The sequence below is a fragment of the Leptospira fluminis genome, assembly GCF_004771275.1.
GTDB lineage: Bacteria > Spirochaetota > Leptospiria > Leptospirales > Leptospiraceae > Leptospira_B > Leptospira_B fluminis.
In genome coordinates, this window is the sequence record NZ_RQEV01000003.1 from 1 (window position 1) to 19,902 (window position 19,902).

At 48.1% G+C, this 19,902-nt stretch carries 18 protein-coding genes and 1 pseudogene; 11 read left to right on the forward strand and 8 right to left on the reverse strand.

The annotated features are described in order from the left end of the window. Positions 1-567 precede the first annotated feature (567 nt). Both EHO61_RS01965 and alkA read right to left on the reverse strand, forming a co-directional pair. Positions 568-1,200 (reverse strand): methylated-DNA--[protein]-cysteine S-methyltransferase, encoded by a 633-nt coding sequence (locus tag EHO61_RS01965; RefSeq protein WP_246031962.1) that lies wholly within the window; start codon positions 1,198-1,200, stop codon positions 568-570. Continuing rightward, positions 1,152-2,573 carry a DNA-3-methyladenine glycosylase 2 gene (gene alkA / locus EHO61_RS01970; protein ID WP_135812537.1) on the reverse strand — a complete coding sequence of 474 codons (1,422 nt, stop codon included), beginning with the start codon at positions 2,571-2,573 and terminating at the stop codon, positions 1,152-1,154. The genes EHO61_RS01965 and alkA overlap by 49 nt, the downstream gene beginning before the upstream one ends. 172 nt (positions 2,574-2,745) lie before the next feature. On the opposite strand from alkA, the gene EHO61_RS01975 reads away from it, so the two are divergent. Beyond that, a complete protein-coding gene (locus EHO61_RS01975) occupies positions 2,746-3,189 on the forward strand; it encodes a carboxymuconolactone decarboxylase family protein (RefSeq protein ID WP_135811976.1) in 444 nt (147 codons plus the stop codon). Between the two features lie 51 nt (positions 3,190-3,240). On the opposite strand, the gene EHO61_RS01980 is transcribed toward EHO61_RS01975, so the two are convergent. Then, positions 3,241-5,316 carry a methyl-accepting chemotaxis protein gene (locus EHO61_RS01980; protein WP_135811977.1) on the reverse strand — a complete coding sequence of 692 codons (2,076 nt, stop codon included), beginning with the start codon at positions 5,314-5,316 and terminating at the stop codon, positions 3,241-3,243. A 259-nt stretch (positions 5,317-5,575) separates the two neighbouring features. On the opposite strand from EHO61_RS01980, the gene EHO61_RS01985 reads away from it, so the two are divergent. The 6 genes from EHO61_RS01985 (at position 5,576) to EHO61_RS02010 (ending at position 10,891) form a co-directional block, all read left to right on the forward strand. Then, positions 5,576-6,016, forward strand: a complete 441-nt coding sequence (locus EHO61_RS01985) for an LIC_11090 family protein (protein WP_135811978.1) — start codon at positions 5,576-5,578, stop codon at positions 6,014-6,016. Positions 6,017-6,212: 196 nt separating this feature from the next. Continuing rightward, positions 6,213-7,586, forward strand: coding sequence for a YncE family protein (locus EHO61_RS01990; RefSeq protein WP_246031963.1), 1,374 nt, complete (start codon positions 6,213-6,215; stop codon positions 7,584-7,586). Continuing rightward, on the forward strand, positions 7,576-8,754 hold the full coding sequence (locus EHO61_RS01995; RefSeq protein WP_246031964.1) for a transporter family protein: 1,179 nt from the start codon (positions 7,576-7,578) through the stop codon (positions 8,752-8,754). The genes EHO61_RS01990 and EHO61_RS01995 overlap by 11 nt, the downstream gene beginning before the upstream one ends. Beyond that, the gene (locus tag EHO61_RS02000) at positions 8,755-9,168 is read left to right on the forward strand and encodes an LIC11213 family lipoprotein (protein ID WP_135811979.1); all 414 of its coding nucleotides are present in this window, start codon (positions 8,755-8,757) and stop codon (positions 9,166-9,168) included. After that, positions 9,165-9,752: a YceI family protein gene (locus EHO61_RS02005; RefSeq protein ID WP_135811980.1), complete on the forward strand. Its 588-nt coding sequence runs from the start codon at positions 9,165-9,167 to the stop codon at positions 9,750-9,752. Before EHO61_RS02000 ends, EHO61_RS02005 begins: the two co-directional genes overlap by 4 nt. Beyond that, the gene (locus EHO61_RS02010) at positions 9,749-10,891 is read left to right on the forward strand and encodes a DUF5777 family beta-barrel protein (protein ID WP_246031965.1); all 1,143 of its coding nucleotides are present in this window, start codon (positions 9,749-9,751) and stop codon (positions 10,889-10,891) included. Before EHO61_RS02005 ends, EHO61_RS02010 begins: the two co-directional genes overlap by 4 nt. Before the next feature lie 24 nt (positions 10,892-10,915). On the opposite strand, the gene EHO61_RS02015 is transcribed toward EHO61_RS02010, so the two are convergent. From EHO61_RS02015 to EHO61_RS02035, 5 genes are all read right to left on the reverse strand, one after another. Beyond that, the gene (locus EHO61_RS02015; protein WP_281276620.1) at positions 10,916-11,860 is read right to left on the reverse strand and encodes a DMT family transporter; all 945 of its coding nucleotides are present in this window, start codon (positions 11,858-11,860) and stop codon (positions 10,916-10,918) included. Positions 11,861-11,915: 55 nt separating this feature from the next. Further along, the gene (locus EHO61_RS02020) at positions 11,916-13,427 is read right to left on the reverse strand and encodes a M14 family zinc carboxypeptidase (protein ID WP_135811981.1); all 1,512 of its coding nucleotides are present in this window, start codon (positions 13,425-13,427) and stop codon (positions 11,916-11,918) included. 76 nt (positions 13,428-13,503) lie between these two features. After that, positions 13,504-13,950, reverse strand: coding sequence for a DUF2147 domain-containing protein (locus EHO61_RS02025; RefSeq protein ID WP_135811982.1), 447 nt, complete (start codon positions 13,948-13,950; stop codon positions 13,504-13,506). Between the two features lie 62 nt (positions 13,951-14,012). Further along, positions 14,013-14,462 (reverse strand): DUF2147 domain-containing protein, encoded by a 450-nt coding sequence (locus EHO61_RS02030; protein WP_135811983.1) that lies wholly within the window; start codon positions 14,460-14,462, stop codon positions 14,013-14,015. 213 nt (positions 14,463-14,675) lie between these two features. Continuing rightward, the gene (locus EHO61_RS02035) at positions 14,676-15,584 is read right to left on the reverse strand and encodes a methyltransferase domain-containing protein (protein ID WP_135811984.1); all 909 of its coding nucleotides are present in this window, start codon (positions 15,582-15,584) and stop codon (positions 14,676-14,678) included. A gap of 407 nt (positions 15,585-15,991) precedes the next feature. Here EHO61_RS02035 and EHO61_RS02040 point away from each other — a divergent pair, with 407 nt between their 5' ends. The 4 genes and pseudogenes from EHO61_RS02040 to EHO61_RS02055 all read left to right on the forward strand — a co-directional run bounded on the left by EHO61_RS02040 (position 15,992) and on the right by EHO61_RS02055 (position 19,834). Next, on the forward strand, positions 15,992-16,171 hold the full coding sequence (locus EHO61_RS02040) for a DinB family protein (RefSeq protein ID WP_135812540.1): 180 nt from the start codon (positions 15,992-15,994) through the stop codon (positions 16,169-16,171). Between the two features lie 247 nt (positions 16,172-16,418). Further along, a pseudogene (locus EHO61_RS02045) lies at positions 16,419-17,210 on the forward strand (formylglycine-generating enzyme family protein); the annotation flags it as partial. A gap of 303 nt (positions 17,211-17,513) precedes the next feature. Further along, the gene (locus EHO61_RS02050; RefSeq protein WP_246031967.1) at positions 17,514-19,349 is read left to right on the forward strand and encodes a SpoIIE family protein phosphatase; all 1,836 of its coding nucleotides are present in this window, start codon (positions 17,514-17,516) and stop codon (positions 19,347-19,349) included. A gap of 56 nt (positions 19,350-19,405) precedes the next feature. Continuing rightward, the gene (locus tag EHO61_RS02055; protein ID WP_135812542.1) at positions 19,406-19,834 is read left to right on the forward strand and encodes a MarR family winged helix-turn-helix transcriptional regulator; all 429 of its coding nucleotides are present in this window, start codon (positions 19,406-19,408) and stop codon (positions 19,832-19,834) included. The last annotated feature ends 68 nt before the right edge of the window (positions 19,835-19,902 follow it).

Here is a 19,902-nt window from a genome sequence, read left to right on the forward strand (position 1 = left end):
GAACTCTAAATCCCCGATCTTAATCTCAGCTTTTTAATTTCTCATTCGCAGTTATAATTGTTGTTAAGGAACTTTGTTTTGCCTCTGCAAAGTTTTTAAAAAGAGAGAAACTCCGTTTTTCAAAACCAGTTCAGCTTTGCCGGCGATCTTCCATACGAAAAAGGCCGTAAAAACCAATGTAGAGAATCGAGGTGGCCCGTCAAGGAAAAACGTACGGAATTCTTTCGATTTTTTATTTCGGAGAGCTTTGTGAGGAAGGCCCCACCCTGCTCTGGGTGGGGGCCGGTGCGGTGGTACCCCTTCGCACCTTTGCGCGCGCTTCATCGCATATCAGAAATTTCTCAATTCGACAAGAAAGTTTTCGGGCAAATTCTTGTAGGAGGTCCCCACGAGAAGGAGTGGAAAAAAGAAGTTGTAGAAAGGAGCTTTTTATGATAGAGCAACGGACGACAATTGGCCCACGAGCCCACCGCCTCCACCCGAACCTGGGTGGGGGCCGCCAAATTTCCCCACTAGCACCACCTAGTCCCGTCGCCCAATCCTTTCTCCCGCAAGTTATGACCTCTTCTAAGAACAACCGGCTTCGAATAGATCGGCGTCTTGTTCCAAATGAATCCACTTCCGGATTCCCCGAAGCAAATCCGGATCGGATGGCTCGGAAGCTTTTCCTTGTCTCAATTCCAACTCCAATAGAAATTTCTTCCTATCCAATCCTCCGCCGTATCCCGTTAAGCTCCCGTTGGAACCGATCACTCGATGACAGGGCACGATGATCGCGATCGGATTTTTTCCGTTCGCAAGACCTACGGCTCTGGAAGCGCTCGGATTTCCAATTCTACGAGCTAATTCACCGTAGGAAATGAGAGTCCCGAACGGAATCCGAGTGAGTTCCTTCCAAACCTGCCTTTGAAACGGAGAGCCGACGGAAAAAGAAATCGGAAGATCGAATTCTTTCCTGGAACCCGCAAAATACTCTGCAAACTGTCGGATCGCGAGGGAGATCGGTTTCAGATCCGGATTTTCCAGCCACTTCGAATCGAGTTCGGCGGCATATTTCTGCTTACTCATATTCACTCTTACGATGTCTTTTCCGTCTGAGAGAATTAGAATCTCTCCGATCGGGCTCTGGGTCTTTCCGTAATAATACATATTCATTCCTCCAATGATTTCCACAGATGCATGGTCGCGTACGAACGCCACGGCCTCCAAGATTCCGCTCTTTCCAGCACTTTACGAGGATTGTCCTCCCCCAACGCTTTACGTATTCCTAAATCAGTATGCGGAAACGCGTCCGGCCAACTCAATCCCCGCATCGCGATGTATTCCGCCGTCCACTTTCCGATACCTTTGATTTTCATGAGCTCGTTCAGCTGCATGTCGAAGTTTCCGTCGGGCCTGAGATCCAACTTCTCTTCCGCTATCGCTTTTGAGAAATTCAGAATAGTTTCCGCGCGACCGAGAGGCATTCCAAGAGAAGCGATTTTCTTCACATCGGTTTTAGCGATCCGTTCCGCATTCGGCATAAGATGGGTCAGACCGGCTACTTCCGTTTCCACTCTAGTTCCGAATTTGTCCGCGAATCTTCCCGCAAGCGTTGTCGCGGCCTTTACGCTGATCTGCTGGCCCAAGATCGCGCGGATTCCGACTTCGAACGTATCGAAAGCGCCGGGAACCCGGAGTCCGGGGTTTTTTGCGGACAATTTGCCGAGACGTTTCGAAATCAAAGTGGGTTCGGCATTCAGATCGAATAACTTCCGTAAACGGGATAGCACGGGAACCAAAACGGGAAGCAAGGAAATGCCGATCTTCGCCTGGAGCATATCCTTTCCGGAAATCGGAGAAACGGAAACCGTTCCTTGAAAACCTCCGATAGATGCGGTCCGGCTATACGTTTCGCCCCGGATGAATTCCACTCCGAAAAGAAGTCTTTGATTCAAAAAACCTAATAAAGTCCCCCAATCGAAAGGAGGTCTAAAACTCAGGTCGCAATTCACGTAATCCGTGTCGCGAGCCGCGACCCGAGTCCTACGGAATTGACTCGGAACCATCCGATACCTACCCTTAAAGAGCGCGTTGAATCTCCTTAGGCTGGAAAAACCGCTCGCAAACGCGATGTCCGTCACACGAAGATCCGTATCCGTCAGCAAACGCTTTGCCAGAAGCAACTTCTGGGTTTGAGCCAGCTCGATCGGAGAAACTCCGAATTCGCTTTTGATTACCCGCCTCAAATGGCGCGAAGTTACTCCGAATTCCTCCGCCAGGTCCTCCACGGAGCCTTCGCTTAACGCACCTTCCTCTATCATCTGCATCGCCTGATTTGCGAGACGACTCGTTGCCTCCATCGATGAGTAACCGGGCGCAAGTTCAGGTCTGCATTTTAAACAAGGCCTGTAACCGGCGACCTCCGCTGCCGCTGCGCTCGGATAAAACGCACAATTCTTGAAATGCGCGGCTCTCACCCTACAAATCGGACGGCAATAAATCTTAGTGGTTTTGACAGCGATAAAAAATACTCCGTCGAATCTAGAGTCATGGGTCAAAATCGCTTGGTAACAAATATTCGCGTCCAACATCGACGACACTATACGATACTTTCTCCGGTTTGACTCGCCATTTTCGGACCTGTTCTTCGATGCCTTCGATTCCGAGGAAAAACGGAAATCTCACCGACGGCTATTCAAAAAATGAACCTGGAGTTGTCACGGGCCTCCCTTCCCCGGCGTCTTCATTGAAAAAGAGGGAAAAATGGGCCTAAGATTGAATTATGCAAAAGCTTATCCTGAAGCCTTGGAATCGATGTTGAAAATGGAGAAATTCGCGAAATCAGGAGGAATAGAACCGCAATTATACGAACTAGTCAAAATACGGGCCTCGCAGATCAACGGATGTGCGTATTGTATCGAAACGCATACGAAGGATGCGAGAGCTTTCGGAGAAAAGGAAAGAAGGATCTATCTACTGAATACTTGGAGAGACGCACCGTGTTATTCCGAAAAGGAAAGAGCCGCTCTGGAAATAACGGAATATGTTACCCGAATCTCCGAAAAGGGAGTTCCCGAAGAGGTTTATGAAAACGCGAGAGCGTATTTCGACGAGCGCGAATTCGTCGCACTGGTCGTTCTGATCAATACGATCAATTCCTGGAACAGGATTGCGATTTCGACGGGAATGCAAGCGTTGATGATTTAGAGGAAAGGAATTCGATCCCGGCTCGCAGAAACGAATTCCTTTTCCGAAAAATCAGTTCGTTTGAAAACGACCGACCAAACCTGTCAGTTGCGTCGCCTGACCTCTCATTTGGCCGGAGTAACTCGTAACCTGATCGGCTCCGGCGGCAATCTCTTGCGTTCCTTCCGAAATGCTTAGGATCGTTTTCGTGATTTCTTCCGTGGCTCGCTTCTGCTCCAGAACCGCCTCCTCTATCTGTAGACTGAAATTCATCAGACTCGTGGAGCTATGGCCGATTTCCACCGTATTATTTTCCTGAGTTTTGACGGATACGAGAACGCTCTTGGCCGTACGATCGAACTCTTCCACCCTCGTTTTCAAACGTTTGAGCACGTCCGATGCCTCTTCCACTTTCGCGTTTCCGTTCGTGACCGCCTCGTTCGTGGAATTCACCAGATCGCCGATTTCTTGGACAGAGGCGGCTGTCTGCGCGGCTAATTTTCCGATCTCTTCCGCGACGACCGCAAAGCCTTTTCCCGCTTCTCCCGCTCTTGCCGCCTCTATCGCCGCATTCAAAGCAAGTAGATTCGTTTTTTCAGATATATCGGTGATGATGGAAAGAATTTCGGAAATCCGAGAGGCGGAATCCCGTATCCCGGCCATTGCCCTCGTAGAGGAACTCATCGCACTCTCTCCGCTGGCCGCTTCCGCCATGGATTCGGTGGCAAGCGTCGCCAAGCCTTGCATTTCCCGATTGATATTCGTGATCTGTTCACGTAACAGAATCACGTTACCGTCAATCTCCTTCATGTTCGATACCGCTTTTTCCATAGAAGTACCTACGTTTGCAGCGGAGGACGCTAACTCTTCCACGGCTGCGGAAGATTGTTCCGCTGCGGAAGCCTGGGTCTGAGCCACTTCGGAAAAATTGCCGGAAGAAGAGTTCATCTCGTCGGAAGTCTTGGACATCTTGTCCGCGGTAGAACCGATTTCCAGAACGATCTTACGCAGACTGTCCCTCATCTGGGACATCGAGTTCAACACCTTACCGATTTCGTCGTCATTTTCGTAATCGGTGTGAACCGTCAGGTTTCCTTTCGCGATCTCCTCCGAGAAACCTATGGCTTGGAGTAATCCCGTGCTGATCAATTTTTTAAAGATCAGATTCAAAACGATCAAGACTGCCACCAGGATCAATATCGAAGTGATAGCGCTTTCCAAAATCACGTTCCTCAACTCCTGCCAGAAGATCGACTCGGGAATGCTGACCTTTACGACCCAATATCTAGCTTCCCTTCCGATACGAAAGGGAGTGTAATAGTGGATATGCCCTTCGGAACGACGATCGAATCTCTTTCCTTCGTCTTTTTTCTTTAATACATAATCCAGCTCATCCTTGTCGCCGATCATTTTGCCGACCACTTCCACATCCGTGCTGTGCGCTGCGACCAATCCTTTCGGCGATACCAAGGAGATGTATCCTTGGCCGCGAAACGGTTTGATTCCCTTAAAAAAGGCCTGCAGTTGGTCCAGAGAGATGTCTATCCCTGCGACTCCGTAGAATTTTTCGTCGACGCTGATGGGGGCAGTAAGGGAAATCATCCATACGTCCTTTCCGTTTACCGGATATAAGTATGGGTCGATAACGGCCATTTCGTTCGTCTTTTTTGGAATATTATAAAATTCCCCTTTTTCGTCCTCCCGGTCGAAATTGACGCACGGCTCCAACAACAGTTCTTCCTCACTCTTTCCCCTATTGTAATAAGGAATGAACCTACCCGTCGCATCGTGCCCCGGAGTGTTCACGAATTGGTTGTCGCGACCGTCGAATGCGTTCGGCTCGTAGATCAACCAGAAACCGAACCATTTTTTGTTCCTGGACAACATCCCTTGCATGGCCTTTTGAACCGGAGCTCTTTCGTGAGTTGCATAAATCAAGGGCCAGCGGAAACCACGGATCATTCCCAATCCGATATCCAGCATATCCTTGACTTCCAAGGACCAGCGGTCAGCGGTGACTTCCGAATTACTTTCAACTTCGTTCTTTAGATTTCTGTAGGAGGAAATGGAATTTAACGTCGCCAAAAGAACAAAACCGGCGAGCAGAACCAAAGAGACATAGATGGAAACTCTTATGCGAATACTCATAGCGAAGAAAAAGGATTCATAGACCGAAATTTTTTAAAAGTAAAAAAGATTTTTTCCCATTCGATATTTGGATTTTTTCCCATTCGAGATTTGAATTTAGCCGATTCCGTTAACCGAACTCGGAGCGCGGTTTTTTTTCGGTCCTTTTAGTTTTGAATCGTTCTATTTCTCGGTTTTTTCCGCAAAAAATCATGCCCAAACGGTATATGGATTCTTCTTGACCCGACTTAAAACGACCCCAGCCTGGTACCGGACCCGTATGGTGCACCGCTTTTTCATCGCTTTTATCGCCTTTCTTTTTGCGGGCCAAGCCATGCATGCCGCATTCCAGCGCTATTCTTACGATTTTTCCGTTTGTACCTGTAACCACGGTTCCGCTTCCGAAACCCACAGTTCTCACGAAGAAGACCAATTGTTCGCAAAGAAAATCCTAGAATCCGGAACAAAGGGAATTTCTTCGGCAAACAATGCACGGAATTGCCATTCCAAAGAGGCCCAAGAATCGGCTCCCCACAAATGTTCCTGTAAAAAGCACGAAAAATCCTCTCGAACTTTAACCCTTGCCGGTCCTTTTTTAAAGGGAAAACCTGCCTTCCGGATTCGTCCGGAATTTTATGCCTTCGAATCCTGGCCAGATTCGGATTCCTTTTTGACAGTCGGACACCCGCACGATATTCTCCGGCCCCCTTCTCACCTTTAAACTTCCCGAACATTCAGGCGGTGCGGAAAGGCAATTCTCCCATTTCCGCAATCTTTTCCCTAATCTAATAGGGTCTTAAAAACGATCGAATTACGTCTTTCGAAGAACGAACGGAAACGAAATCGGTTCGAGCGAGGCGCTACGAAACTCTGGAAGAAACCGCCGGGATAGAGAAATAACATTAGGTATTTATAATATGAAAACAATATGTTCCGTATTTTTCACGGTACTATTCGGATTTGCATTCGCAAACTGTGCGGTTCCCAAAGATGGAAGTCGCAATCGTGGGATCTTAGCCATGGACCTCATCGTCATGAGTCAGCCTCAGGCTTTGGTTTATATTGCGAACCAAGGAAGCGGAAATTTCGGAGTAAACGTTCTTCAGGTTTCCATGACTGGAGCGGTATCCTTACTTCCCGGAACTTCTTTCGGTGCGATTCCCGGCGGTTTGACGGCCACAGGAATCGGTTCCGGCCATGTCCTGAGCACGGTTAAGGGCGCAAATCAAGTCGCAATTTTGGATGCAAGACAAGGATCCTCTCCGTTAAGGATGCTCTCGGTAGGCACGAATCCGAATACGATCTATGTGGATCCCGCGAATACCGACCATAGCTGGTTGTTAAACGACGGAAATTCGACCGGGGCGGATCCGATTCTATGCTCCTCCACCCAGGGATCCTTTACGGTCATCCATGATACCTCCGATCCCGTCCTTCTATCTCACACCCACGCAAATCTATGCGTAGGAAAAGGGCCACACGACGCCGCCTCCCAAACCCAGGATCCGAAACTTGCCATGGTCACGAACCAAGGGGATAATACGGTTTCCGTCATCGACAATAGCGAAGACTCCCCCACTTTCCTAAGCCAAACCGGAGGGATCCTGAATACGATTACGTTAGCCTCCAAGCCGAAAGGAATGGTCTATTCTTCCCTTACGAATCTATTTTATACTTACCTCCCCGCAACTCCCGGAAGCATAGCGGTGATAGATCCGACCGGAAACGGAAACACGGGTGCGTTGGGAACTCCGATCGCGAGCGTAGGCACGACGTATTCTACTTTAAAATTGGATACCACGGGACAGTTCCTGATTCTCGCGGGAACGGACACCTCTACCTCCCCGAATAAAGGGAATCTGCAGGTCATCAACGTTAGTACCGGTGTAAAAACCCCGATCACGGTGGGCAACGTGGGATTTTCGGACATACAGCAATCTCCAGACGGGAAACGGTTGTTCGTGTCGACGGCTTCGACGGATGCTTCCACTTCCGCGAATCTGATGTACGTTTACGATAGTTCCAATCTTCCCAATCTGAATCTTTTGAGTACGATTCCCGTAGGAAAAGCCGCGACTACTTACAGAACCTTCGCACTGAATTCGATAGGAAATTCGGTACAGAACATCTTCGTTCCGAACTTCAGCGATGGAACGATTTCCGTGATCGACGGAAAAAGTTATACCGTTACGAATTCCTTTACCGTAGGGGGAAATCCTTCTCTCACGACGATCTTTCAACCGGGGGGCGCGACTTCCTCGATGAACATGGGTGGAATGAATGGAATGTAGAAAATTCGTTAGCGTTGGAATCTTCGTCGCGATTTTCACGATTTCTCGAGTTTCGATCTCCGCTCAGGAATCGGATCCCGCTCCGACTCCGTTAGAGCAGGAGATTCCGGCCGTTCCGAAAGAGAAAACAAAGGACGGGGAGAGGAAAACGCACGAACACGGGAAAGATCACCTTCTCGAAGCTCCCGCCGGATTGATGGGAACGCACACGCATACTCCGGGAACAATTACGGTAGAATATCGTTATATGCTGATGAATATGTCGGGTCTATACCAAGGAGGAGGTAAAATGGATCCGACCTTGCCTCTCATCCTGCCCCACAATACCGTAACGACCATGAATCCGATGGCCGGAATGGCGATGCCCTCCAGCACAACCACGAGCTCCACATATATGATGACACCGGTCAAAATGAACATGGAAATGCACATGGCTACGGCAATGTTCGCGATTACCGAGAATTTGACCGCAATGGCGATGATTCCCTACGTCAGGAATACGATGGAAATGTTGAACGCGGGCTCCTACCTGAACTCGTATATGAGCGCTAAAGGAGCGGGAGACATCCAAGGACAACTATCTTATCGATTCGTTCATAAGGAAAACCATAACCTCCTTGTGAACTTCGGCTTCAGTTTTCCGACAGGCTCTATAGATGAAAAAGATTATATGGGGCCCGGAACCGTGCGAAGCAAAGTACCATATAACATGCAGCCGGGAACGGGAACCTACAACCCTTCTCCCGGACTCACTTATACGGGAAAATGGGAAAAAGTTTTTTGGGGAAGCCAAGCTTTCGCCAATTTAAGAAACGGAAAGAATGCGAACGCCTACAAATTCGGAAACCGCTATGAAGCTTCCGTATGGATCGGATACAAGATCGCGGATTGGATCTCGTTATTGGGAAGATTTCAATTCCAAAAATGGGAAAATATCAGCGGAGCGGATCCGACCTTGAGCATTTTGATGGATCCGCAAAACGACCCTGAGAGACAAGGAGGAAGGAGATCCGTGGTTTATGCAGGAACGAATATCAGGCTTCCTTTTAGTTCGGAGGTGGAAACCAGGCTTAACTTAGAATACGGAGTCCCCGTATACCAACACTTGAACGGACCTCAATTAGGATTGAAGTCCGCGTTTAACGTTTCGGCGCAGGCGATATTCTAGATGGGTCTCCGGGAAGTTCGGTTTCTCAATATTCTTTCGGTCTTATCCGTGTTCGCGTTTTTTTCCTGCGAAAATTCCGGTGCGGATAAGATTCGTGGAGGAGAATTAGAGGCGCTTTTGCTCAGCGGGCAACAGATCAGCTACCAATGTTCCGTCGCTAGACCGACTTTCGCCAGCCTCAGCCAAGGACAGGGAACGACCTACCATTGCGGTAGTTGTCATAGCGGAAGTAATATCAACGGCGGGGTCGATATCACAAGCTACAATTCCGTTTCGTCTGTGGTGGTGCCCGGCAATCCGAATGCGAGTATTCTTTTTCGAGTGGTGATTCCCGGAGGATTGATGTCCGCTTATACGGCAGACACTCTCAATCAGGCCATCTATTGTTGGATTAAAGGAGGCGCAAATCCATGAGCTCGAATCGACGGAAGGCGATCTCGCTTCGGACCTTTCTTCCTCTTTGTGCCTTGTTGCTATTTGCTCATTCCGCAAAAGGGTTGGAATTTCCCGAATCCAAGTTAAGGCTTTCTTCCGCCAGGATTTATTTCCGTAGCGTCGCTCCCCAAGAGACGATTTACGGTTCCGGTCGGATCGCGTCGGGAGAAGTCGATCCTTCGAATAAGACGGTATCGATCAGCATAGACCTTCGGGACTTTCGGACTGCAAATCGTTTGAGAGATTCCCATCTTCATGATAACTATCTGGAGACCGAGGAATTTCCGACAGCGAGATACGACGGAAGAATTCTCGATTTCGATCCCGACTCCGGAAAGGTAAAAACCGTCGGAAGATTACTTCTTCATGGAAAAGAAAAAAATGATTTTCTAATAGAAGGAATATTGTCCAAAAATCCTGAAGGATTCTCGTACACCGCCGACTTCCCAATCTACCTGAACGATTTCTCAATCGAGATTCCGACCCTGCTCTCGTTGAAATTGAACGAAAAAATCGAAATCAAAACGATCTTTCAGCTCGAACCCGTACTCAGATCAAAATGAACAAGAAATACCTGCTCTTTCTGCTCCTTTTTCCCATACTTCCGTCATTCTCGAAAGGCTCCACATTCATGAGCCCGACAATGATCAACCTTCCTTCCACCGAAGACGTCGGTTATAAAAATCTGGATCTGAGATTCAATCATAGGTTCGGAGACGCACAATCCGGATTTTCGAACTTATTCGGATTGGATTCCGGCGCGAACATACTGATCGGAGGCGACTACGGAGTAACGGATCGGATTTCCGTCGGAGCGGCCAGGATTTCGGCGAATAAAACCTACGAATTGAGGTCCAAGGTCCGCTTGCTGACCCAAACCGAGGGTTTCCCGTTTACCATAAGCTTTTGGGGAGTCGCTTCCCAAGATACGGACAAACAGGTAATTCCCCTGAGCCCCACGATCCAAGTTCCCTCGAGCGGAAATTCGGCGCTGGACGCACAAATTTCGCAGAACCTAAATCATTACACCTTATCGGATAACGATAAGAGAAGTTATATGACCTCGTTCCTGATCTCGCGGAGATTCAACGACGTATTTTCCCTGCAGATTTCCCCGACATTCGTCCATAGGAATTTCGTAAAGTCCACGCTCCAAAACGACCGTTTCGGAGTGGATATAGGAGGCAGGATCAAACTGTTCCGACGGGTGGATTTTACGTTCGAAACGATTCTCACAAAGCAGAGGGATTATATAGGTACGGATTACGCATCCGCGGATAGACAAAGCAAGATAGCCGGACTACAAACTCTTACGCCCAACGACATAAATACTCTGTATTCTCTTCCCAGGGATTTACCTTCCGTCTATCTTCAGAACGTGACTTTGCACAAGCATGCCCCCCATTATTCGGTACCATTCAGTTTCGGCCTGGACTTCGAAACGGGAGGGCACGTATTTCAACTTTTCGTAACGGATATAGCCGCGCTGGCCCAGACGAAATTGCTGAACGGAGGAGAATACGATTTCGGAAAGCGTCAGTATTCCCTCGGCTTCAACATTCATCGGAACTTCTCTTTCGAAGACAGCCTGCGACCTTCCGAATGGGAGGACAAAAAACCCGTCTCCGAAACCAAGCCCGAAGAAACGAAGACTTCTACCCGGCCGGAAAGTCCGCCTCCTCCGCCGACCGAAGAGAAATGAAGGTCAGGTGGAAGAAGAGAATTCCTATTTTTCCAGGTTAGCGTACATTTCCTTCGGTTTTCCGGCGAGTTCGGCCAAGAACACTCCGGTCATCACCAAGCCGCAACCGATCAGACCGAATTTTCCCAATCTCTCGTCCAATACGTAAAATGCGATCATGGCGGAAAATACCGGCTCCAAGGAAAAAATCAATCCGGCTCGGGTAGGAGTGACCGTTTTCTGGTACTTCGTCTGGAGAAAAGTGGTTCCTACCGAGGAAATCAAGCCGTTGTAAATCAAAGCGGGTAAAACCCCGGATTCCCAATGCCACATCAACGTTTCCCAATTTAGCGCGTCCAACAGGAACGCGAGAAGGAAAGAAAGCAGGCTAGTGAGGAGAGTTTGCGAAAGCAGAAGAGTCCGGATGGACACTTCCCGACTTGCTTTATCCATTAAAAGAATGTAAAATGAAAAGAAGAATGCCCCCGCAACGGTGATCAAATCGCCCCAATCGAAACGAAAGAGAAACTGGGTGTCCGCCGGACCGGTATCCGCCGAAAGAAAAACAAGACCTCCCATCACTACGGCGACCCCGAGCAGATTCCCCGTATTCGGGAGTCGTCTAAAAAATATCGTCTGCAGGATAGGAGTAATCACGACGAGGGTTCCGGTTAAAAAGCCGGATTTCGTCGCCGTAGTGAATTTCAATCCTATGGTTTGGCAGGCAAATCCTAAAAACATCCAGAGACCTAAAAGAAAGGAAGCTTTAATATGGGGGGCATCCTCTTTTTCGCCCGGACCTTTTTCGCTTAACAAAGCGAAGGCTAAAAAAACCAGGGAGGCGATCGCGAAGCGGATCCCCAAAAAAAGAGAAGGGGAAACGGAAACGAGGCTCATTTTCGTAGCCGTGAATGTACCCCCCCAAACAAGTGTGCACAAGACTAAAGCAGCCTCGTTTTTAAACCGATACATGCGAAATTTAGATTTCATACCGACTCTAAGGCGTCTCCGTAAAATTTCCGTTTCGGGCCAATCAACCTCGTCTTCACTCCTTCTTCAATACCAAATCCACGGCTTTCCAGGATTTCCATGTAGTACCTTCCCAATGCAACGGAGTATAGCCGGGCTTTTCCACCCGAAGTTTGAGCTTCCTTAAAAATGGAAAAGACTGGAAATAGATTCCGTCGGAAGGTCTGGCGGTTCTGGTTTCTCCGTGATAGTATGTCTGGTTCTCGAAAACGACGTTCGCATCCAAAGGGTGACCGTTCTCATCCGAGATCCGGAAAAAAATCTTATCTCCTTCCAACAATTCCCGAAGGAGAAGTTTCCAGGCGGGACGCATGGATTCCACGATTTTCGAAACATCGGAGTAAGGAGGATTCGAATGGGATGTTTCGAGAAGATAAGCCAAAGTTCCGTATTTAAAGAAAAAATAATCCTGGTCCACCCCGTCGACCCCGTAGATATTCTTTCTAGCACGGAAGGCCTTGTCCGGATTGTAGCTTCTTATTTCGGCGGCGATCTTATTTCCCAAACTCCAAGCAAGATCGGGGTCAGGATTGCGGGTATCGTCTATCGTGTAGGGCACGAGGATGCAATTCGCGTACGCATGATAACTGATGGATCCGACAAACCTCTCCTTTTCCGCCAAAGTCATCATAGCGACGGTCTCCGGCTCGGATCCAGGACGAGGCCCCCTATAAAAGACGCTTGAAGGCAGAGGAGAGGTCTGGTTCGATCTGGTCTTTCCCCAAAAAAAAGGATAATTCCTGTTGATATCCACGCCGGGATTATCTTTTTCTAATATGGATCCGTATCCGGGATAGCCGTTCTTCCGCCCCATTGCGATCGTTTCGTTCCAAAAAACGTTGGCGCCGTCCGGATTCACGATGGGAACGATCCAGATCTTCAGCTTGGACAATGCGTCGGAATATTCCTTTTTGGAGGATAAGACTCCGTAAATGACGTCGTAACAGTGTTCCACTGAGATCACTTCGTTGGAATGGTGGGCGCAATTAAAAAGAACGGAGACTTTTCCCGCGTCCGCCGTCCTATGATCCGTAAGAAGGATCGCGAAGATGTCGGCTCCCCTGCTGGATTTTCCGATAACCTGAAACGACGCCTGCCTGGGAAAAAGCTTCGAGATCCAATACAGATATCTGAAATTTAGGGAATTATCCTTGTAGCCTTTTGTGACGTCGCCTAATGCGAATATGGTTTCGTTTACCAACTCCTGATAATTGCCGGCGTAATATTTGAAAGGATACTTGAATACCTGGGAAATTCCCTGCTTCGGAAAACCGTAAGACTTCAGATCGGACCGAGGAACGGTCGCGTAAAAGGAATCCTTTTCTTCGAACGTAAAGGGCACCCGATAATCCGTGACCCGAAGGAATTCCTCTTTGAAATTCCGATCCACTTTCAGGAGGGTCATTTTACCCGGATCGTTCAGAGGCCGGGACGGAATGGTAGCGCGATAAACACAGGACCAGTTCGCAGGGACATAAAAAAGAACCAGATTGCAAAAGAGAAAAAAGCGAAACCTGAACGACACCAAAAGAAACGGTATTGTTCCGCCTTCGCTTTGCAAACCAAGAAAATACGGATTCGAGGAAAGAATCCTCCGGCAAACCCTATTTTTTAATCCAGTATTGCGTCCTACCGATCAGGGAAAAACCCACGTATCCGCGGACTTCTAGTTTCTTACCGCCTTCCACGGAGCGAAGAAAGCATTTGTACCAAACTCCGTCGTTCGGATCCAGGATGCGACCACCCGCCCATTTGTCTCCATCCGGAGAAAGTCCCTTAATGATCACCATTCCGAGAACCGGCTTATCTTTTTCCGGTCCGTCGCATTCGGTACAACGAGCAGGTTTGCCGTCCTTGTCGTTCGGCTCGGTGAGACTGGATATTTTACCGTAAACTTTCCCGCCTTGTTCGTAGATATCCACTACGGATTCTTCCTTACCTTGTTCGTTGATCGTTTTCCACGAGCCTACGATCGGTAAAGGATCGGCAAACATGGAAGCGGTAAAAAGAAACAAGCAGGATAAAAGCATTCCCTTCAAAATCTGTTTCATTGTGAATTCCCGAAATGTCGCTACTCCGGAGGAATTCCTCCGGAGAAATGCACATCTCTAACTTATTTTTTGAGCCAGGTTTGGGTTCTACCGATCAAAGAAAATCCGATGAATCCGCGCACGTTCAATTTTTTACCGCCGTCTACGGACTTTAACTTACATTTGTATATTTTGCCGTTATTCGGATCCATGATGGTTCCGCCGGTAAACTCGTCTCCGTCCACGGAAAGACCTTTGATGATTACCAAACCGACGACAGGTTTGTCCTTGTCGGCGCCTTCGCATTTCGTACAAACTTTCGGCTTCCCGTCCTTATCGTTCGGATCCCGCAAGCTGACGATCTTGCCGTAAATTTTTCCGCCTTGTTCGTAAACCTCGACTACCGATTTTTCGGCACCGTCCTCGTCATCAATGGTCTTCCATTTTCCGACTACGGGAGCGGGCTGAGCAAACAGCGAGTCGGAAACAAGGAATGCGGCCAACACAACGGAAAGAGCGATTAATTTTTTCATGGTCGATGAACTCCTTAACGTGTTTCTGGAAAAAGTAATAATTGGGGCGGAGATCGGACGATCAAGCAAACTATTCGTAAGAGCGAGTTTTTTTCCTAGGAAAACCGACCTCTGACGAGCCAGAACCGCTGTTGTCCCCATGCGATGGAACCGAAACATTTCCTCAATTCAATTCCTCTTTTTGGAACAAATGTTTTAAAATAAACACATCTTCTAACGATCCTTATCCTGATTCGACGCAGCTACCGGAGGATTCTTATGAAGAACGGCAAAGAGAGTCAGAGCTACATTCAAGTTTTCTCGCGAAATAAATCGAACGAAACCCGCAAAATAGTACAGACATTTCTTTGCAAATACACGCGCGAGAGATCTACTCCCCGAAACGGAGGAAATAGGTTTCAGAATCGTAAACGTAACATCTGAAAACCCGCATTGACCTGCGAGAAAAGACAAAGTCTTTTTCTTATAATGATTGATATGATCCTTCGCTTCCAAGTAATGCGCGTTAGGATCCCCTCCCAAAAACGCCTTTTTCAACTTCGCCTTCAGGAGTTGCATCGGAAAATTCGGGGTTTCTACGAATAGAATTCCTCCTGGCTTCAAAAGAGTATGCAGATATTGCAGTAAACTATGCGGATTCGGAATATGCTCTATAACATCCCAAAGAGTAATGACATCGAAACTTTCCGAAGGCAAATCGCTATTTTGAACAATCCCGGAGTGAACGTCCGATAGTAGATTTTTTTCCCGGGCAAAACGGACGGCATCTTCCGAAATTTCATAGCCGACAGTTTTCCATCCGGGCTTTATTTCGTTGATCGTACGGATAAAAAAACCGAGTCCGCAACCTACGTCAAGGATCCTTCCTTTCGGACTTTTCAGGAATGTATTGCAAAAATCCTTATAGATGTCCCGATGAGCGATATCCCACCAGTGCAGATCGTAATGCTCCGCTCCCTCCGGCCAATAACCGTCGTAGTGCTCGTCCTGTAGGAAAGTGGAGTAAACATGACCGCAAGCGAGACATTCCACGATCGGAATCGAATTCTCCACAAAAACGATCTTACTGCTTTTTGTTCCGCATAAATAGCAGGACTCGCGAAGCTTCGGCGTTGGGTCCATTAAGATTTGCATATATTTCGCGTTCTAAAATACAAACGAAACTTCCATTCCAATTGCAATAATTTCACTTACAATTCGTCCAGATGCTTATTCTATCGAAGGAACGCAAACGAAAAATAAAAACAATCCGGAAATTGCGAATCGCTACGCAGAGAACGGGAAAAATCTCACACCTCCAAGCCAAAAGCGATCTATCACTAAAGGAACAGATCCAATAACGAAAGAGGAAATACGGAATCGAAATCATGGAATCCCAAAAAGAATATTATAAAATACGCATATATTTATAATGTAGACGACCGACGACTCCCGCGATAGCGGGACCGCGCCTCTTTGGGCTGCGCGTCCGCTTCGGTCCCAGCTAACGATTCCTTCTTTGGTAATTCCTTACGTTCAGAGCGCTGTGACTGTTTCGCACCCTCCGTAACACGAAAGGAATTCCTTGTATAACACCGGTACACGAAGTTTTAACGCATTTTTTCAATCACCAAACCCACCATAGAGGTCAAATCACGACCTTACTATTCCAGGGAGGAGTGGATCCCGGAATCACGGATTTGATTTATTTTCCGAGAGTTCGCCCTTAAAACGCGAGCTTCCGTTCCTGGAAGGTCCGCCCAGATTTCTCCCCCTCCCTTCGAAACAGTTTTTTCTCTTGCCAATAAGCGGTACATTCGAATGATCACGTACACCGAGCGAAATTCGAGATCCAGTCGCGTGATGAGTTCCTTTCGTCCAGTTCATTTTCTTCTAATCCTTCTCTTTCTATCCCTACCCTCCGTCGAGAAAGTCTCCGGAAATCCGACGTCGAGCCTTCCCGTACCCGTTAAACTTCCTTGCCAAGGAAAAAAGATTCAGAATATGCAATGCATTCCGGGAGGAGATTTCATCCGCGGAAGCGAGGAATTCGAGCCGGACGAGAAACCCGAAGGAATCGTCTATATCAGCGATTTCTTTATCGATATTTACGAGGTTACGAACGCAGACTTCAACAAATGCCTGGAAGCTGGTAAATGCAAGGACTGCCTGCAAAAAGGAACCTGCGATTATATCGGACCGAGATACGGAGAACCCTATTTACGACCGAAGCAACCCGTGGTCGGAGTAAGTTGGTTTACAGCAAAAGAATATTGTGAATGGCAGGGGAAGCGCCTTCCGACCGAGGCCGAATGGGAAAAAGCCGCTCGAGGACCGAACGGGAATTTGTATCCCTGGGGCAACGAGACCGCGACCTGTAAGAATTCAATCATCATGGAAAGAAACCGCAAAGGTTGTTCCAGAAGAGTATTGTACCCTCCGAATCTCATGACCACCAAAGATGTAGGGAGCCGTCCCCCCGGCATTTACGGACTGTACGATATGGCCGGAAATTCCTGGGAATGGGTACAGGATTGGTATGCCCCGGATTATGCTGCCTGCGGAGAAGAATGTCGGGGAGTCGACCCGCAAGGTCCCTGCCAAGGGCAGGAGTCCTGCCCCGGATACGATAAGAAGGTTCTGAAAGGAGGGTCCTGGTGGTGGTCGGCCGAATACGCCAGAGGATCCAAACGAAGGGCGCACATACCGCAGAATTTCCCGGAATACCATCATTTCGGCTTCCGATGCGCGAAAGACGCGTACGATTAAAATCTTGCAAATGCGGCTCCTGCCGTGCGAATAATAATATAGGGAGTCTTTCCCACCAGATGCGTAAATATGAAAAGCGAAATAGAAAAATTCACCCTAAAACCGTGCTTCCGAATCCTATCCGTTTTTATAGGAATATTAGTATTTCAAAATAATCTAAATTCTCAGCCCGCTCCGATAACGTTCTGGTCTCCGTCTGCCTCCCCGGTGGATTTGCAAAGATGGTCCGTTATTCACTCTATAAAGGACCCTTTGGTCGATCGCCCGATAGCCGATCAACACCCCAATCCGGAGCCCGTTTCCATGACCCGCATCACCGGGTCCGATCCTTGGGGAAAATATTTTTCGGTATATTCGCATACCCTGAAGTGCGCCGGTTCGGATGGACGCAAGGATTGTCCGTCAGCAACGGCGGTTTATCTGCCTTTCTGCCCGGCCGGATGCTTGCTCCTCCGGAAAGGGAAAATCTCCGACTCGGACTCCTCTCCCTTAAGCGCACAAAAGAGGGACGCAAAACCGCGGGTTGTTCCTTTGGAAAGATTCGGCGAGGAGGAACGTCTAGCGCTGATTCTCTCCCCGTTTGACGGCCCGAGAGGACTCAGAGAGGATCCGATTTTCGGAACGTTCGAGGAGATCCAATCCGTATTCCTGCTCAAAGCGACGAGAGTACTATTCTTCACCTCTCTGGAATTGTTTTCCTTCGTCTTTTTCATATTCATTTATATCCGGAGAAGGCAGGATAAATTCAATCTGTCCTTCGCCTTGTTGAATTTATCTCTGGCACTTTGGTATCCGTCATACGAAGGTTGGGGGACGTATCTCGTGGATTCTCCCTGGATGTACGTTTTATTCGGTTATTCCATCGGCGCCTTTCTTCCCATCCTTTTCCATGAATTTACGAGAGGAGTGTTCCAAACTCCGCGAGACAAGATCGGAACCTCTCTGGAATTTCTCTTTTTTATCCATACCTTATGGCCTTCTTTGGAGTTCGGATGGACGGGAGGCTTGTCCAACTTCGGAAAATACGCCTTCCACAGTTTCATCGTGGTATTGGTCGTCTTTTTCGCATATACGATCTATCTTTTCGTCCAATTCCGAAAAACCAGTATCCTATCCTTCCGATGGGTGGTCTCCGGACTCGTTCTCGTGGCCTCTTCCTCTTTTTACACCGTGCTCTCCTTTGCGGGAATCGGTCGATCCGGGATTTGGGTAAACGAAAGTTTCCTGGGACTCACGTTGCTATTCAGTCTAGCGTTAGCGAAACGTTATGCGGAAGTGTTCCGCGCATTGGAAAATTCCCAGGTGAATCTGAAATTGTTAAACGAATCTCTGGAAAGTAAAGTCGAGGAAAGGACACGGATCATAGAATTACAAAAAACGGAACTGGAACAGAAGGGAAAGATTCTCGCGAAAGACCTTTCCATCGCGGGAAAGATCCAGTCCGCGCTACTCCCTAGAGAAATGCCAGTGATTCCTCACGCTTCTATGGCCTATCGATACCGTCCCATGATGGAGATCGGAGGCGACCTTTTGGACGTATTGTACGACTCCAAGTCGGGCACCTTAGGAATGTTCATAGGGGACGTGACCGGCCATGGGGTTTCCGCAGCTCTCCTAGCTTCGATGGTAAAGATGACTTTGGGAAGTTGGGCCAAGTATCTACAGGAGCCGTCCGCGCTACTTCTCCATATACGGGAACAACTCGAAGGAAAATTGGACGGACATTTTTTGACCGCAACCTTCGTCATCGTGGATCTGAATACGGGACATTCGCTGATCGCCAACGCGGGTCATCCGGAATGCCTAGTCTTACGCAAAGACGGAAAAATCGAATTCTACAGACCTAAAGGAATGGCGATCTACGAATCCATCCCTACCCTCTATGAAACGGAAAGCGTCCCCTTGAGACCCGGCGACAAGATCGTATTGTACACCGACGGAATACCGGATGCCAGAAATGCTGACGGAGTCCTACTCGGCGAGGAAAACCTGGCCGAACTCCTGAAAAGAAACGCCCATCTTTCCCCCGAAGATCTCTGCGACGCAGTCATGAAAGGGGTCCAGTCCTATCAGGGAGAGAATTTTTCCCACCAATACCAGGATGATATGGCCTTACTAGTCGCCGAATACGAAGGATAAAAATCGCTTTTTTTGCTTGCGAACGCTTCTCGGGATATATTTAGATGTCTAAATATATGGAACCCGATTACGTCATCCATCTTCTTTCCCGAACCAGGGACAGGATCCAAAAATTCCTGGCAAAGGAATTGGAGAGACAAGGAATCAAGGATCTGGCTCCGGCTCACGCGGGAGTGATATACGTTTTGAGCCGCAAAGGGGTAGCTGGAATGAGCGATTTGGCGTCGACTTTGGACAGAACGAATGCGACTATAACGGCTCTCCTAGACAAGCTGGAGGAATTCGATTACGTGACCCGAACGAAATTAGACGAGGACGGAAGGGTTACCACGGCGGAACTGACGGGGAAGGGCAAAAAAAGCGTCCGTAAAGTAATATCAGCTTCTCGTAATACTTTAGACAAATTGTACGGTGGCTTGGAAGAATCGGAAAAAAAGGAATTCCTCCGCATCCTAACTAAAATTTACGGAAATTTTCAAACTTAAGATCGGGAAGAGAATCAAAGCGGTAAAAATAACAAATATTTAGATGTCTAAATAAATACGTAGGAGGG

Excerpts from the sequence above, each read along its gene's own strand:
- alkA (WP_135812537.1), bottom strand. The coding sequence starts at position 2,573 with ATGTTGGACGCGAATATTTGTTACCAAGCGATTTTGACCCATGACTCT.
- EHO61_RS01975 (WP_135811976.1), top strand. The coding sequence starts at position 2,746 with ATGGGCCTAAGATTGAATTATGCAAAAGCTTATCCTGAAGCCTTGGAA.
- EHO61_RS01980 (WP_135811977.1), bottom strand. The coding sequence starts at position 5,316 with ATGAGTATTCGCATAAGAGTTTCCATCTATGTCTCTTTGGTTCTGCTC.
- EHO61_RS01985 (WP_135811978.1), top strand. The coding sequence starts at position 5,576 with ATGGTGCACCGCTTTTTCATCGCTTTTATCGCCTTTCTTTTTGCGGGC.
- EHO61_RS01990 (WP_246031963.1), top strand. The coding sequence starts at position 6,213 with ATGAAAACAATATGTTCCGTATTTTTCACGGTACTATTCGGATTTGCA.
- EHO61_RS01995 (WP_246031964.1), top strand. The coding sequence starts at position 7,576 with ATGGAATGTAGAAAATTCGTTAGCGTTGGAATCTTCGTCGCGATTTTC.
- EHO61_RS02000 (WP_135811979.1), top strand. The coding sequence starts at position 8,755 with ATGGGTCTCCGGGAAGTTCGGTTTCTCAATATTCTTTCGGTCTTATCC.
- EHO61_RS02005 (WP_135811980.1), top strand. The coding sequence starts at position 9,165 with ATGAGCTCGAATCGACGGAAGGCGATCTCGCTTCGGACCTTTCTTCCT.
- EHO61_RS02010 (WP_246031965.1), top strand. The coding sequence starts at position 9,749 with ATGAACAAGAAATACCTGCTCTTTCTGCTCCTTTTTCCCATACTTCCG.
- EHO61_RS02015 (WP_281276620.1), bottom strand. The coding sequence starts at position 11,860 with ATGAAATCTAAATTTCGCATGTATCGGTTTAAAAACGAGGCTGCTTTA.
- EHO61_RS02025 (WP_135811982.1), bottom strand. The coding sequence starts at position 13,950 with ATGAAACAGATTTTGAAGGGAATGCTTTTATCCTGCTTGTTTCTTTTT.
- EHO61_RS02030 (WP_135811983.1), bottom strand. The coding sequence starts at position 14,462 with ATGAAAAAATTAATCGCTCTTTCCGTTGTGTTGGCCGCATTCCTTGTT.
- EHO61_RS02035 (WP_135811984.1), bottom strand. The coding sequence starts at position 15,584 with ATGGACCCAACGCCGAAGCTTCGCGAGTCCTGCTATTTATGCGGAACA.
- EHO61_RS02050 (WP_246031967.1), top strand. The coding sequence starts at position 17,514 with ATGACCCGCATCACCGGGTCCGATCCTTGGGGAAAATATTTTTCGGTA.
- EHO61_RS02055 (WP_135812542.1), top strand. The coding sequence starts at position 19,406 with ATGGAACCCGATTACGTCATCCATCTTCTTTCCCGAACCAGGGACAGG.